Source organism: Mycobacterium sp. 1164966.3, from assembly GCF_001665395.1.
Lineage (GTDB): Bacteria > Actinomycetota > Actinomycetes > Mycobacteriales > Mycobacteriaceae > Mycobacterium.
The window spans coordinates 59,918-74,047 of record NZ_LZSG01000029.1; the positions used below are offsets into that span (position 1 = coordinate 59,918).

The following is a 14,130-nucleotide window of genomic DNA, read 5'->3' on the forward strand; positions in this document are numbered from 1 at the left end:
ACGATGCGGATCCTGGTCGTCGACAACTACGACAGCTTCGTCTTCAACCTGGTGCAATACCTCGGACAGCTCGGTGTCGAGGCCCAGGTGTGGCGCAACGACGACGCCCGGTTGTCCGACAAGACCGTTGAGCAGTTCGACGGCGTGCTGCTGAGCCCGGGTCCGGGCACCCCGGAACGGGCCGGCGCGTCGATCAATCTGGTGCGTGCGTGCGCTGCGGCGCGGACCCCGCTGCTGGGGGTCTGCCTGGGACACCAAGCCATCGGCGTCGCGTTCGGGGCCACCGTCGACCGCGCCCCAGAGCTGCTGCACGGCAAGACCAGCCACGTATTCCATACGAATTCCGGTGTGCTGCAAGGCCTTCCGGATCCATTTACGGCAACCCGGTACCATTCGCTGACCATCCTGCCGGAGTCGCTGCCGACGGTGCTCGAGGTCACGGCGCGCACCCGCAGCGGCGTGATCATGGGTGTGCGACACACCGAACTACCGATCCACGGCGTCCAGTTCCATCCCGAGTCGATCCTGACCGAGGGCGGCCACCGGATGCTGGCCAACTGGCTCGAGTTCTGTGGGTGGACGCGAGACGACACACTGGTTCGCCGGCTGGAGAATGAGGTACTCGCCGCGGTGCGGCCACACCTGCCGGCTGAAAGCGAGGCTACTGGCCGAACGTCAGCGTGATGATTCCGCTGTAGTTGACCGGCGTCCCAGCCGACGGGCTTTGCGAGATGACTTTGTTGTGTCCGGCCCCGCCGGCGTCCACGTCGGGGCCCCGGTCCAGCGCGCCTGTCCATCCCAGGTTGCGAAGTCGCGGTTCGGCGTCGACCCAGAACATGCCGCGCACGTCGGGCATCACGAACTGGTTGCCCTTGGAGACCTGCAATTCGATCACCGAGTCGACGGCGGCGGGCTGGCCCGGGGGCGGACTGGTGCCGATCACCTCGCCTTTCGGACGGGGGCTGTCCACGTCGGCCTGACTGAACTTGCTGAAGCCGTAAACGGTCAGGTTCTTCTGCGCCAATTCAACGGTTTGTCCCTTGACGTCGGGGACCTGTTTGGTCTCCGGCCCGGAGCCGATGATGACGGTGATCACGTTGGTGATCGCATACGACTGGGTGGCCGGGGGGTTGGTCCCGATGACCTTGCCCGCCTGCTCGGGGGTCGACGCCGAGGTCGTCTGCTTGAACTTGCTGAACCCGGCCCGCTTCAGCCGGTCGACCGCCTCGGTGTAGGTCATCGAGGTGACGTCGGGTATTTCGCGTTGCTCGGGACCGGTCGAGACGTTGATGGTGATCACGTCGCCCGCACCCACCGAGGTATTGGCGCCGGGCTCGGTGCCGATGACATGGTCGGGCGGGATCGTCGAGTCGGGCTTCTGCTGGGTGCGTGTCTTGAAGCCCTTGTTCTGCAGCGAGGCAATGGCATCGGCCGACACTTGACCGCGCACGTCGGGCACCTGAACGTCTCGGGGGTTTCCGCCGAACGCGTTGAAGCCGATGACGACGACGATCGTCAGCACCGCCAGCACGGCGACCACGGCGGCCCAGCGGCCGATCGAACCGCCGCCGCGGTCGCCGTCGTCGTCGAAGTTCTGCCTGGGCAACGGATCGGTGCGCGGTCCGCCGTACCCCCCACCGCCGGACGACAGCAGCGAGCTCCGGTCGGCGTCGGTCAGCACCTTGGGCGCCTCGGGTGTCTCACCGTTGTGCACCCGAACCAGGTCGGCACGCATCTCGGCCGCGGTCTGGTAGCGGTTGTCGGGGTTCTTGGCCAGCGCTTTGAGAACGACGGCGTCGAGGTCGGCGGAGATCCCCTCGTGTCGTTCCGACGGCGGAACGGGGTCCTCGCGGACATGCTGATAGGCCACCGCGACGGGCGAGTCGCCGGTGAAAGGTGGTTCGCCGGTGACGATTTCGTAAAGCACGCAGCCCAGTGAATAGACGTCGGACCGGGCGTCGACGGAGTCGCCGCGGGCCTGTTCGGGCGAAAGGTATTGCGCGGTCCCGATCACCGCCGCCGTCTGGGTGACGCTGTTGCCGCCGTCGGCGATGGCGCGGGCGATGCCGAAGTCCATCACCTTGACCGCGTTGGTGGTGCTGATCATGATGTTCGCCGGCTTGACGTCGCGGTGAATGATGCCGTTCTGGTGGCTGAAGTTCAGCGCCTGGCAGGCGTCGGCGATGATCTCGATGGCTCGCCGGGGCGGCATCGGACCGTCGGTGTGCACGATGTCGCGCAGCGTGACGCCGTCGACGTACTCCATCACGATGTACGGCAGCGGGCCCGACGGCGTTTCCGCCTCGCCGGTGTCATACACCGCGACTATCGACGGGTGGTTCAGCGCCGCCGCGTTTTGCGCCTCGCGCCGGAAGCGCAGGTAGAAGCTGGGGTCGCGGGCCAGATCCGCGCGCAGCACCTTTACCGCGACCTCGCGGTGCAAGCGGAGGTCGCGGGCCAGATGAACCTCGGACATACCCCCGAAACCGAGGATGTCGCCCAGTTCATAGCGGTCGGACAGGTGCTGGGGGGTCGTCATTCCGGTGTCTCATGTCGGGCCGGCGAGTGACCGGGTTGCGGCATCAACCTGACAACCCAGCCGAGTTCGGCCGGTTGACGTCCAGAATTACCCGTTTCCGCGCGATCCGTCCAATTCAGTCCGGGCCGGTCGGACGCCATCCCGCTGGGGGTGTTGCTGGCCGGGGTTCCGGTGTCGGTGAACGTCGGTGTGGGCGACTCGTTTCCGCCGCGATTCATCACAATGAGCACGGCGATGATGATCGCCAGGGCTCCGAGCACCCCGGCGGCCCACAGCAGCGCGCGCTGCCCGGAGGAAAAGGTGCGCCGGGCCGGCGGGCGGCGACCCCCGGTCGACGGTCGGGACCGCGCCGCAGCGGCGGTTCGGCCGCTCGGCGTGGCAGCGACCCTGGCCGGCGTGGCCGACGGGATGGCGGCCGGGGACGCCCGGCCCGGCGGCGGTGACTGGCTGGGCCGCGGCGGCCGCCGGCCGGCCCGCACCGCGGCGACGGCGTCGGCGAACGGTCCCCCGCTGCGGTAGCGCATCTGCGGGTTCTTGACCAGAGTGATCTCGATGAGCTCCCGCACATTGGCCGGCAGCTCGGTGGGCAATGGCGGCGGCGGCTCCTTGATGTGCTTCATCGCCACCGTCAGCGCACCGTCGCCGATGAACGGCCGCTTACCCGAAACCGCTTCGTAGCCAACGACTCCCAGGGCATAGACATCACTGGCCGGGGTGGCTTCGTGGCCCAGCGCCTGTTCGGGTGCGATGTATTGAGCGGTGCCCATCACCATGCCGGTCTGGGTCACCGGCGCCGCGTCGACGGCCTTGGCGATACCGAAGTCGGTGATCTTCACCTGACCGGTGGGCGTGATCATGATGTTGCCCGGTTTCACGTCGCGGTGGACCAGACCGGCGGCGTGCGCGACTTGAAGTGCCCGGCCGGTCTGCTCGAGCATGTCCAGCGCGTGCCGCAACGACAGCCGGCCGGTCCGCTTGAGCACCGAGTTCAGCGGCTCGCCGTTGACCAGCTCCATGACCAGATAGGCGGTCCGGCCCTCTCCGTTCATCTGGCTCTCGCCGTAATCGTGGACCTGGGCGATCCCGGGATGGTTGAGCATCGCCGTGGTCCGCGCCTCAGCGCGGAACCGTTCGATGAATTCGGGATCCTGGGAGAACTCCGCTTTGAGCACCTTGACAGCGACGCGTCGGCCCAGCCGGCTGTCGACCGCCTCCCAGACTTGCCCCATGCCGCCGGTGGCGATGAGGCGCTGCAGGCGGTACCTGCCGGACAGGGTCACACCAACTCGTGGGCTCATGGTCCCCCCTGCAGTGCGGCCGCGATCACGGCCCGCCCGATGGGCGCCGCAAGCGCACCGCCGGTCGCGGACAGGCGATCGCCGCCGTCCTCCACCAGCACCGCTACCGCAACCTTCGCCTGCTGCGCGGGCGCGAAGGCGATGTACCACGCATGCGGTGGAGTATGACGGGGATCGGTGCCGTGCTCTGCGGTACCGGTCTTGGAAGCGATCTGCACGCCGGGAATGGCCCCTTTCTGTTGTGCGGCCTTCTCGGCGCCGACCATCAGCTCTGTCAGCTTAGCGGCGACCTGCGGCGACACCGCTTGGCGCTGCCGGTATGCGGCGGTCGTGCTGATATTGGCCAGGTCCGGCCCCTTGAGGCTATCGACCAGGAATGGCTGCATCATCACCCCGGCATTCGCGATGGCCGCGGCGATTTCCGCGTTCTCCAGCGGGGTCAGTGCGACGTCCTTCTGCCCGATGCTCGACATCGCCAGCGCCGCGCGATCACCGACCGGTCCGGTGGTCGACTGGACGACTTGCAGCGGAATCACACTCGGGATGCTGTCCATGCCGAACGAACGCGCCATGCTGCGCAGTGCGTCGACGCCGATGCTCAGACCGAGATCGACGAACGCGGTGTTGCAGGACATGGCGAATGCTTGGCTCAACGAGACGGTCTCGCCGCTGCCGCAGGGGGTGCCGCCGTAGTTCTCCAGCCAGGCCTTGCTGTCGGGCAGCTGGATCTTGGCCGCCGCGGTCAACTGCTGGTCCTCTTTGATGCCGGCCTGCAGCGCAGCCGCGGTCGTGATCACCTTGAACGTGGAGCCCGGCGGATACGTCTCGGAGATGGCGCGGTTGGTCATCGGAGAGTCCGGGTTGTCCCGAAACTGCTGCCACGCCCGCGACTGTTCGCCGGGATCATGCGAGGCCAGCTGGTTGGGGTCATAGGACGGCGACGACACCAGCGCCAGAATCTTTCCGGTCGCCGGTTCCAGGGCGACGACGGCTCCCTTGCACGGACCGCCGCAGCCCTGCTGCATCGCGTCCCAGGCGGCCTGCTGGACCCGCGGGTTGAGTGTGGTTTCGACGTTGCCGCCGCGCGGATCGCGGCCGGTGAAGAAGTCGGCGAGACGGCGTCCGAACAGCCGCTGGTCGGAGCCGTTCAACAGCGCGTCCTCGGCTCGCTCCAGGCCCGAGCTCGAGTAGCGCAGCGAGTAGAAGCCGGTGACCGGCGCGTACACCTCCGGGTTGGGATATTTCCGCAAGAACCGGTAGCGGTTGTCGGTGGCCGCCGAAAACGCCAGCAGCTGACCGCCCGCGGTGATCTGACCGCGCTGCCGCGAATACTCGTCGAGCAGGACACGCTGATTGCGCGGGTCGGCACGCAGTCCTTCGGCGCTGAACACCTGGGTATACGTTGCGTTGAGCAACAACAGGACGATCAACGCCATCACGGTCACCGAGATCCGGCGAAGAGAGGTGTTCATACCTTCTGAATCACCTCGGTGGTGGCCTTGGCGATCGGCGCCGTCGTCTTGCTGCGTGGCCGGGTGCGCAACGGACGCCGGGCACCATGCGAAATGCGGGCCAGGATGGCCAGCAGCACGTAGTTGGCCAGCAACGACGACCCGCCGTATGACAGCCATGGGGTGGTCAGCCCGGTCAGCGGAATGAGCTGGGTGACCCCACCGACCACGATGAACAGCTGAATGGCCAGCGTCGAGGCCAGCCCCGCGGCCAGTAGCTTGCCGAAGCTGTCGCGGGTGGCGATCGCCGTACGCAGGCCCCGGAGGATGACGATGGTGTACAGCATCAACAGGCTGGCCAATCCGACCACGCCGAGTTCTTCGCCGAACGCGGCGATGATGAAATCGGTGGATGCGGCCGGCACCGTGTCGGGTTGACCGTTGCCCAGCCCGGTGCCGAAAATGCCGCCGGTAGCAAAGCTAAAAAGCGACTGCACGATCTGATAGCCGCTGCCGTCGGGATCGGAGAAGGGGTCCAACCACATCTGCACGCGAACCCGGACGTGGCCGAAAATGTAGTACGCCGCAACGCTTCCCACGGTGAACAGCACCAGCCCGATGACGACCCAGCTGAAGCGTTGGGTGGCCAGATACACCACCACCAGAAAAGACGCGTAGAGCAACAGCGAAGTGCCGAGGTCCTTTTCGAAGACCATCACGCCGATCGAGATCACCCACGCCGCCAGCAGCGGCGCGAGGTCACGCGGGCGCGGCACGGTCATCCCCATCACGTGCTTGCCGGCACTGGTGAACAACCCGCGCTTGGCCACCAGCACTGCCGAGAAAAAGATCAGCAGCAGAATCTTGGAGAACTCGGCGGGCTGAAAAGAGAAGCCCGGAAACTGAATCCAGATCTTCGCGCCGTTCTGTTCCGACAGCGACCTGGGCAGCAGCGCGGGGATCGCCAACAACACCAGACCGGTCAGGCCGTACAGGTAGCCGTACCGCGCGAGCTGCCGGTGGTCTTTCAGCAAGGTCACCACCAGCGCGAAGGCGCCCACGCCGAGGACGGTCCACAGCATTTGCTGAGTGGCATCGGGATGACGGTGAGCGTGGGACGACTTGTCGGCCAGGTCGAGCCGGTGGATCATCACCAGGCCGAGCCCGTTGAGCAGCGCGACCGTCGGGAGCAGAAGTGGGTCGGTGTAGGGGGCCGACCGCCGGATGGCCAGATGCGCGCACCCGAAGACAGTCAGAAACGCCAACCCGTAGCCGGCCAGGTCCCACCGCAGGCCGCGCTCCTGATTGGCCTCCACGATGAGCAGCGCAGCGACGGTGATCACCGCGGCGAAGCACAGCAGCAGCAATTCGGCGTTGCGCCGAGTCGGCAACGGAGGCGTTACCGTCACCGGCGGCTGGACTTGCGTCGTCATCCGGATTCCCGGCAGTCGACGCCCGGCTTAGGCGGCGGTCCCGGGGTTGTGTTCACCGGTGACGGGGCAGTGCTGGGCGGGGTCGTCGTTGTTGTGTTTGTGCCCGAGTTATGGGTGCTGGTCGAAGTGGGCGGCGGGCCGGCGGTTGACGTAGCAGAAGAGGTGGCGGCTGTCGTCGTCTCCGAACCGCTCGGCTGCGGCTCCGACGGCTCGGGTGACAGGCCGTGCCGCTGGCAGAGCGGCAGCAGGTTGGCCGCCAGCAACTCCTTCAGCTGCCTTTCGGTGTCTCCCAGGTTGCCGCCCGGAAGCTTTTTGTTCTGCACCTGCTCCTGGCCCGGACGGCGCAGATCTTTGAGGGCCACCACCTGGCAGTCGGACCGGCTCTTGGAGCCGTAGGGGATGAAGGAGGGCTGGTTGCTGCCGTTCGCACACACTACCGAGTAGGGGTCGTTGGAGGAAATGCCCAAGAACCCGCCCTGAATACCGCGCATGATCGTCACATTGCCGTTGTGTTCGGCGACGTAGTAGTTCTGCTGGATGAACATCCATCCGACGAACAGACCGGCGACCAGCATCAGCGTGACGAGCGCGACGATGATCGGCAGTCGCCACCTCGTCCACCGCGTCCGACGCGGTGGTTCGGCCGGCGGGGTTACGCGCTTGGCGACCTCTTTACGCGGGCCGATGGCCGAGGCGCGCCCGGCGGCCGTGTTGGGCAGCGTCGCGTGCTCGTCTTCGCCGGATACGGCTCCGGCGAGAATCGGCTGAGTCTGGCCGTATTCGTAGTCGACGACGTCGGCTACCACCACGGTCACGTTGTCCGGGCCACCGCCGCGCAGCGCCAATTCGATGAGACGATAAGCACTTTCGGCGACGTCGGGGATTTGCAGCGCTTCGAGGATGGTCTCGTCGCTCACCGGGTCGGACAGGCCGTCAGAGCACAGCAGGTAACGATCACCGGCGCGCGCTTCTCGCATGGTGAGGGTGGGCTCGACCTCGTGACCGGTCAGGGCGCGCATGATCAGCGAGCGCTGCGGGTGGCTGTGCGCTTCCTCGGCAGTGATCCGGCCCTCGTCCACCAGGGTTTGGACGAAGGTGTCGTCCTTGGTGATCTGGGTCAGCTCGCCGTCGCGCAACAGATAGCCGCGCGAGTCGCCGATGTGCACCAGCCCAAGCCGGTTGCCGGCGAACAGGATTGCGGTGAGCGTGGTGCCCATGCCTTCGAGATCGGGTTCCATCTCGACCTGCGCGGCGATGGCCGAGTTGCCGGCGCGTACCGCCGCATCGAGCTTGCCCAGCAGGTCGCCGCCCGGCTCGTCGTCGTCGAGGTGCGCCAGAGCGGCGATCACCAACTGGGAGGCGACTTCACCGGCCGCGTGGCCGCCCATGCCGTCGGCCAGGGCCAGGAGTCGTGCGCCGGCATAGACGGAGTCTTCGTTGTTGGCGCGTACCAGGCCGCGATCACTGCGGGCGGCGTATCGCAGGACCAGTGTCACGGGCGCAACTCGATTGCTGTCTTGCCGATCCGAACCGGCGTTCCGATTGGGACTCGTACCGCAGTCGTCACCTTCGCCCTATCGAGGTAGGTGCCGTTCGTCGATCCTAGATCCTCGACATACCATTCCGAACCGCGTTGAGAAAGCCGGGCGTGCCGTGTGGAGGCGTAGTCGTCTGTCAGCACCAGGGTGGAGTCGTCAGCGCGCCCGATCAACACCGGCTGCCCACTCAGCGTGATGCGCGCGCCGGCCAGCGCCCCCTCGGTGACCACCAGATAGCGCGCGGCGTGCCGGTGCTGGCGCGACGGCAGCAGCGTGCTGCGCAAGGTCAGGCCGCGGCGCACCATGACAGCGCCGGTCGGCGCATAGATGTCGGTCTTCAAGATCCGCAGGACGGACCAGATGAACACCCATAACAACATTAAAAATCCGGCGCGCGTCAGCTGCAGTACTAATCCCTGCATCTGGCGTCCTTTCCGTCCTGGCGCCGTATCCCCCGCATCCGTGGCACCGAGCACTTCGGCAACGTCACGATACTTGGACAGTGGTCGACGCGGGGCGAAGCCCGGCGGCTGTGCCTCGATGAGTCAGTGAATGCGGACGATGATCTCGGAGTGGCCCAAACGGATCACATCGCCGTCGGCCAACTGCCACTCCTGTACCGGTGCGTTGTTGACGGTGGTGCCATTAGTGGAGTTGAGGTCGGACAGCAATGCGACCTGCCCGTCCCACCGGATTTCCAGATGCCTGCGCGACACGCCCGTGTCGGGCAGTCGGAACTGCGCGTCCTGTCCGCGACCCACGATGTTGGAACCCTCGCGCAACTGGTATGTCCGCCCGCTGCCGTCATCCAGCTGCAGGGTGACCGACGCGGCCGGAGCCCCGTAGCCGCCCTGACCGTAGCCACCGCCGTACCCTCCGGCGGGCTGGCCGTAGTCGCCGGCCCCGGCTGACTGGCCGTAGTCGTAGTCGCTGCGAGCGGGCTCGCCGTAGTCGCCGGCGGGAGGGGCATACCCCCCGGCGCCGGGAGGAGCATCGGCGTAGCGGGTGAACGCGTCCTGACCGTAGTCCTGCTGGGCATAATCTTGGTGGCCATAGTCCTGTTGGCCATAGTCCTGTTGGGCGTAGTCGTGCTGGCCATAGCTCTGCTGGCCGTAATCCTGTTGGCCGTAGTCCTGTTGGCCGTAGTCCTGGTGGCCATAGTCCTGCTGACCGTAATCCTGCTGACCGTAGCCGGCGCCGCCCTGCTGGTAACCCTGGTCGTATCCGCCGCCACCCCCGTCGGGGTAAGCGGACCGTTGCTCGGCCGGGGCCGAAGACGCCGAAGGGTAGCCGCCCTCGTCCTGCCGGCGTCCGTAGTCGCCGTAACCGCCGCCTTGTGATGGGCCGTAACCGGGCTGCCCCCCGCCTTGTGGCGGGGCATAGCCGCCCGCGTCCTGACGGTAGCCCTGGTCATAGCCCTGCCCGCCCTGTCCGCCGCCATAGCCGGTGGGAGGCTGTTGCTCATACGACGGCGGCGCGGATTGGTAGCCGCCCTGGTCTTGATAGCCGCCCTGGCCGCCTTGACCGCCGTAGCCGCCCTGGTCCGGGTAGCTGCCGTAGCCGCCCTGGTCTGGATAGCCGCCTTGATCCGGGTAGCCACCCTGGCCGGAGTAGCCGCCCTGTTGTCCGTAGCCGCCCTGCTGGCCGTACCCGCCTTGGCCGGGGTAGCCGCCCTGCTCGTGGCGGGGCGGCGGATATCCGTGCTGGGGCGGGTAGCCACCTTGTTCCGGCGGATATCCGCCGCGCGGGTCATGTCCACCCTGGGGATCGGGGCCGTCTTGCGGACGGCCGTAGCGGTCGTCGTAGTACTCGTCGCCGGGTCGCCCCTGCGCCTGACCCCCGCGGTAGCTCGAATTGTCGGTCATTGGTGGTACTCCTGGTTCTGCGCCAAACGCTTGATCTGATTGTGGTCGGGCGGAATCGGTGACCGTCGGGCGGGGCTCGACGTCGGGGTTGACAGCACCGCGGGCGCGGAACTGGCCGGTATGCAGGTTCGACGACGGCTCGAACCGGACGACCACATCACCATACGTTTGCCACCCCTGTTCATGGATATAGTCCGCCAAGTACCTAGCGAAAGCGCGCGTCGTGAGATCCGGATCGCCGCTCACCTTCTCAAAGTCGTGCACACCGAGGGTAATGATGTATTCGTTGGGCGCCAACGGGCGATTCCCCTGAAGGGGGCGGACGCCATCGGCCGCTTCACGGCGCAACAGGGCTTCGACCTCTTGCGGGACGATCGATCCACCGAACATCCGGGCAAACGCGTCTCCTACGGTCGCCTCGAGTTTGCGCTCGATGCGCTGAACAAGCCCTCTTTGGCTACCCATCTTTCAGCGCTCACACCCATTTATCCGGGCATATCGCAACCGCAAGGCAAACGACTCGCCCGCGTGCTGGATCACCCAAGCATGGTATCGGGACAGGGCGACCGTTCGGCACCGTGAGAATCCTGAGAATCGCGTCGCGGGCGTTCACAGTCTCTTTAAGAAGCAGGGAGTGGGTCACCAGCCCGTGAGCGGCTGGGCGCGCGTTGCCACTAGAGTGATATGGTCCTGCGGTTGTTTCGGGCGAGTGGCGGAATGGCAGACGCGCTGGCTTCAGGTGCCAGTGTCCTTCGGGACGTGGGGGTTCAAGTCCCCCTTCGCCCACCGGTATAACCGCATTTCAGGGACGGTTTTTACGCTTACGACTCACCCCACACTCGCCCATTAGTGGGTGATGTGCTGTCGCGGTGTTTTCGGTCGGGGCCGCTAATCACCCGGGCAAACAATGTATTCAACGTGACCCTGCAAGTCCGTCCCGCGAGGGGGAAGTGTGACTCAATGCGGAAGCAGCCATTGATGCCGACGGCCAGAGCGCATTGATCGTGAGCGCTTGCGCCGTCTTGCGACCGAGGTTGACCACATGTATGGGCCGACGGATGAGCAGTGGTATCTGCAGGTATCACCCGATACCATTGCTTCCCATGGCGATGACATTGCGACTGACCGAAAGCCAGGCTGCGCGACTGCGCGAAGCTGCGGCTCGGGAGGGTCTGTCAATGCAGGCCGTTGCCCTCAAAGCTGTTGATCAATACCTCGACAATCGCGAGGCACGCCGTGCCGCGCTACTGGCCCAGATCCTTGAGGAGGACGCCGGGCTGCTCGAGCGCCTAGCCGATGCATGAGCAGCGAGTATCTCGATCTTGATGACCTGCTGGCCGCGGCTGGCGCCTATCTTGGACAGCCACCACAGGTCCGCGACTACGGCCTGCTCGAATCCGCACTCGCCCGCCCGCCGACCTCGGTGTTCGGACAGGATGCCTATCCGACGATCCACAAGAAGGCCGCCGCGCTACTCGAGTCGTTGGTCAAGAACCGCGCCCTTATCGACGGCAACAAGCGGCTGGGCTGGGTCGCGATGCGGCTGTTTTACGGCTGCAACGGCTACACAATCGCTGCGTCCGAGGACGAGAAGTTCGATCTGGTGATCGCGGTGGCTACCGGGGAGCTGGACACCGTCGCCAAGGTCGCCCACCGATTGGTCGGGATGGCCCGGCGGACCGCGTAACTCAGGGTTGCAGATCGGTGGCCGCGCGATACGAACCGTCCATGTAGAACGGTGTCGAGTCGTGGCGGTGCGTGATGCGCCAGCACCCGTCGACTCGGCGCAGGCCGAATGTCGAGCGGTACCAGGTCGAGAACGGTTCGCCTGCACGCGTCGCGGCCATCTGGGTGAGGGTGTAGGCAATCGCGAGGTCGCCATCCTGATGCACGACGGGGTCGTGGTGGGTGATCTGCATCGGGCCGTCGAATCCCGCGAACCAGGCTCGGATGCCGTCGACCGTGCCGTAAGGCGTGTGCGGACCTTGCTGCAGCGGCGGCGCAAGCGAATACGCCACGATGTCGTCGGAGTAGAGCCCGAAGAGCGCCTCCGCGTCTCGGGCGGCGTGCGCGGCTGCGAATTCGTCGAGGACGGCGTGCACGTCGGTTCCGGCATGGCTGATCTTCATCGATTGATCCCTTCGTCGGGGCTCCATGGCAGCGGAGCCTGCAACGGGGTGTCGAAGCCGGCTCGCCAGTTTCGACAACGGAGCGTAAGAATTCGTCGAAGCTGAGCGGAGGCCGCAATGAAATACATGATCTTGATCCAGAGCAATCCGCAGTTCCTCGAGCGGTGGCAAGCCCTGCCGGAGGAGCAGCGCGAGCGGTTCGGCCGCGACCACCGCGCGCTCAGCGCCGAGCTCGCCGAGGCCGGTGAGTTGGTGGCTTCCGAGGGCCTTGCGGATCCGGCACTGGCTAAGCGGGTCACCGTCGCGGCCGGCCAGACGATGATCAGCGACGGTCCTTTCGCCGAGTCGAAAGAGCACCTGGCCGGCTTCCTGCTTGTCGACTGCGAAAGCGAGGACCGTGCGTTGGCGATCGCGGCGCGCGTGCCCGACGCCGTCTGGGGTCTGGTAGAGGTGCGGCCGGTGCTCGATCTGAGCGCATGGGACATGTGAACAGCGGCGAACCGGCCGATCTGCTGCGCGAGCTCGCTCCACGCGTGCTCGGGGTGCTCGTGCGCCGCCACGGCACCTTCTATGACTGCGAGGATGCCGTCCAGGAAGCGATGCTGGCCGCCTCGGTCAGCTGGCCGGTCGACGGCCTACCTGAGAACCCGACGGGCTGGCTGATCACGACGGCATCGCGGCGCCTGGTCGAAATCTGGCGCAAGGAGACCGCGCGCCGGCGCCGTGAAGACGCGTACGCGCTCGAGCCCACGCGGTCGCCGGGTGCGGTGTCGGAGGTGGACGACACGCTGACGTTGCTGTTCTTGTGCTGTCGCCCCGAGCTGACCGTGCCGTCGCAGATTGGGCTGACGCTGCGCGCGCTGGGCGGCCTGACCACCGCCGAGATCGCGGGTGCCCTACTGCTGCCGGAGGCGACGGTCGGCCAGCGCATCAGCCGGGCGAAGGCCCGCATCCGCGACCAGGGCGTGCAGTTTCGGATGCCAACCGCACGCGAACGCGACGAACGGCTGCCTGCGGTGCTGCACGTGCTGTACCTCATCTTCAATGAGGGCTACACCGCAACGGCGGGCGAGGTCCTCAACCGCGTCGAGCTGACCTCCGAAGCGATTCGGTTGACCCGCCAGCTGCGCGAGAGCCTGCCCGGCGACGGCGAGGTCGCGGGGTTGCTCGCGCTGATGCTGCTGACCGATGCCCGTCGCGAGGCCCGCGCCGGCCCCGACGGCGCGCTGATCCCGCTTGCCGAGCAGGACCGCCACAAATGGGACCGCGCTGCCATCGCCGAAGGCGTCGCGATCGTTGAGGCCGCCCTGCCGGTCGCGAAGCCGGGGCCCTACCAGCTGCAGGCGGCGATCGCCGCCGTTCACGACGAGGCCGCCGACGCCGCCGCGACCGACTGGCCGCAGATCCTCGCCCTATATGACGTTCTCGCCGCACTCGCCCCCGGGCCGATGGTCGCCCTCAACCGGACCGTCGCGGTCGCGATGGTGCATGGTCCGGCAGCCGCTCTCGTCGAACTCGACGACGCTGCGGCAGCCCCCGCGCTCAGCTGGCATCACCGGGTCGACGCGGTCAGGGCCCACCTGCTCGACGAGCTCGGCGACCGGGAAGCCGCCCGCGAGTACTACCTGCGCGCGGCCCAGCGCACTCGGAGCCTGCCCGAGCGGCGCTATCTGCTGGCACGCGCGATGCGCTGAAACGCGTCCTACCTCGGTCTCCACCGCTTCGGCGGCGGATAGACAACTCTGGCGATGGTTGCCGACAGCCATCCGATCACCCAACCGGCGAACACGACCGTGAAGGTATGGCGAGTGGCATCGCTCGCCAGTACCCATACGACCGCCAGGATGCCGGCCCACACGATGGCGCAACCGATGCTG

At 66.7% G+C, this 14,130-nt stretch carries 13 protein-coding genes and 1 tRNA gene; 6 read left to right on the top strand and 8 right to left on the bottom strand.

The window, feature by feature from the left end:
* Nucleotides 1-3 precede the first annotated feature (3 nt).
* Entirely contained in the window at nt 4-684 is a 681-nt protein-coding gene (locus tag A9W99_RS10145) for an aminodeoxychorismate/anthranilate synthase component II (protein WP_067376414.1), read from the top strand.
* Here A9W99_RS10145 and pknB read toward each other — a convergent pair.
* The 7 genes from pknB to A9W99_RS10180 all read right to left on the bottom strand — a co-directional run bounded on the left by pknB (nt 662) and on the right by A9W99_RS10180 (nt 10,589).
* Entirely contained in the window at nt 662-2,539 is a 1,878-nt protein-coding gene (gene pknB, locus A9W99_RS10150; protein ID WP_067376417.1) for a Stk1 family PASTA domain-containing Ser/Thr kinase, read from the bottom strand. The two genes, A9W99_RS10145 and pknB, sit on opposite strands and share 23 nt — an antisense overlap.
* Nucleotides 2,536-3,837 (bottom strand): serine/threonine-protein kinase, encoded by a 1,302-nt coding sequence (locus A9W99_RS10155; RefSeq protein WP_067376419.1) that lies wholly within the window; start codon nt 3,835-3,837, stop codon nt 2,536-2,538. The genes pknB and A9W99_RS10155 overlap by 4 nt, the downstream gene beginning before the upstream one ends.
* Nucleotides 3,834-5,309, bottom strand: a complete 1,476-nt coding sequence (gene pbpA / locus A9W99_RS10160) for a D,D-transpeptidase PbpA (RefSeq protein WP_067376422.1) — start codon at nt 5,307-5,309, stop codon at nt 3,834-3,836. The genes A9W99_RS10155 and pbpA overlap by 4 nt, the downstream gene beginning before the upstream one ends.
* Nucleotides 5,306-6,721 (bottom strand): FtsW/RodA/SpoVE family cell cycle protein, encoded by a 1,416-nt coding sequence (locus A9W99_RS10165; RefSeq protein WP_067376425.1) that lies wholly within the window; start codon nt 6,719-6,721, stop codon nt 5,306-5,308. Before A9W99_RS10165 ends, pbpA begins: the two co-directional genes overlap by 4 nt.
* Nucleotides 6,718-8,217 carry a PP2C family serine/threonine-protein phosphatase gene (locus A9W99_RS10170; RefSeq protein WP_067376429.1) on the bottom strand — a complete coding sequence of 500 codons (1,500 nt, stop codon included), beginning with the start codon at nt 8,215-8,217 and terminating at the stop codon, nt 6,718-6,720. The genes A9W99_RS10165 and A9W99_RS10170 overlap by 4 nt, the downstream gene beginning before the upstream one ends.
* Nucleotides 8,214-8,681 (bottom strand): FHA domain-containing protein, encoded by a 468-nt coding sequence (locus A9W99_RS10175; RefSeq protein ID WP_067235225.1) that lies wholly within the window; start codon nt 8,679-8,681, stop codon nt 8,214-8,216. The genes A9W99_RS10170 and A9W99_RS10175 overlap by 4 nt, the downstream gene beginning before the upstream one ends.
* 123 nt (nt 8,682-8,804) lie before the next feature.
* Nucleotides 8,805-10,589 carry a DUF3662 and FHA domain-containing protein gene (locus tag A9W99_RS10180; RefSeq protein WP_067376431.1) on the bottom strand — a complete coding sequence of 595 codons (1,785 nt, stop codon included), beginning with the start codon at nt 10,587-10,589 and terminating at the stop codon, nt 8,805-8,807.
* A gap of 238 nt (nt 10,590-10,827) precedes the next feature.
* Here A9W99_RS10180 and A9W99_RS10185 point away from each other — a divergent pair.
* From A9W99_RS10185 to A9W99_RS10195, 3 genes are all read left to right on the top strand, one after another.
* Nucleotides 10,828-10,910: transfer RNA gene (locus tag A9W99_RS10185), tRNA-Leu, on the top strand.
* A gap of 317 nt (nt 10,911-11,227) precedes the next feature.
* Nucleotides 11,228-11,428 carry a ribbon-helix-helix protein, CopG family gene (locus A9W99_RS10190; protein ID WP_067376434.1) on the top strand — a complete coding sequence of 67 codons (201 nt, stop codon included), beginning with the start codon at nt 11,228-11,230 and terminating at the stop codon, nt 11,426-11,428.
* Nucleotides 11,425-11,811, top strand: a complete 387-nt coding sequence (locus A9W99_RS10195; protein WP_067376436.1) for a type II toxin-antitoxin system death-on-curing family toxin — start codon at nt 11,425-11,427, stop codon at nt 11,809-11,811. Before A9W99_RS10190 ends, A9W99_RS10195 begins: the two co-directional genes overlap by 4 nt.
* Before the next feature lies 1 nt (nt 11,812).
* Here A9W99_RS10195 and A9W99_RS10200 read toward each other — a convergent pair whose 3' ends face one another.
* On the bottom strand, nt 11,813-12,253 hold the full coding sequence (locus tag A9W99_RS10200) for a nuclear transport factor 2 family protein (RefSeq protein ID WP_067376439.1): 441 nt from the start codon (nt 12,251-12,253) through the stop codon (nt 11,813-11,815).
* A 117-nt stretch (nt 12,254-12,370) separates the two neighbouring features.
* Here A9W99_RS10200 and A9W99_RS10205 point away from each other — a divergent pair, with 117 nt between their 5' ends.
* On the top strand, nt 12,371-12,742 hold the full coding sequence (locus tag A9W99_RS10205; protein ID WP_067376442.1) for a YciI family protein: 372 nt from the start codon (nt 12,371-12,373) through the stop codon (nt 12,740-12,742).
* Nucleotides 12,730-13,947 carry an RNA polymerase sigma factor gene (locus tag A9W99_RS10210; RefSeq protein WP_067376445.1) on the top strand — a complete coding sequence of 406 codons (1,218 nt, stop codon included), beginning with the start codon at nt 12,730-12,732 and terminating at the stop codon, nt 13,945-13,947. Before A9W99_RS10205 ends, A9W99_RS10210 begins: the two co-directional genes overlap by 13 nt.
* Nucleotides 13,948-14,130 lie beyond the last annotated feature (183 nt).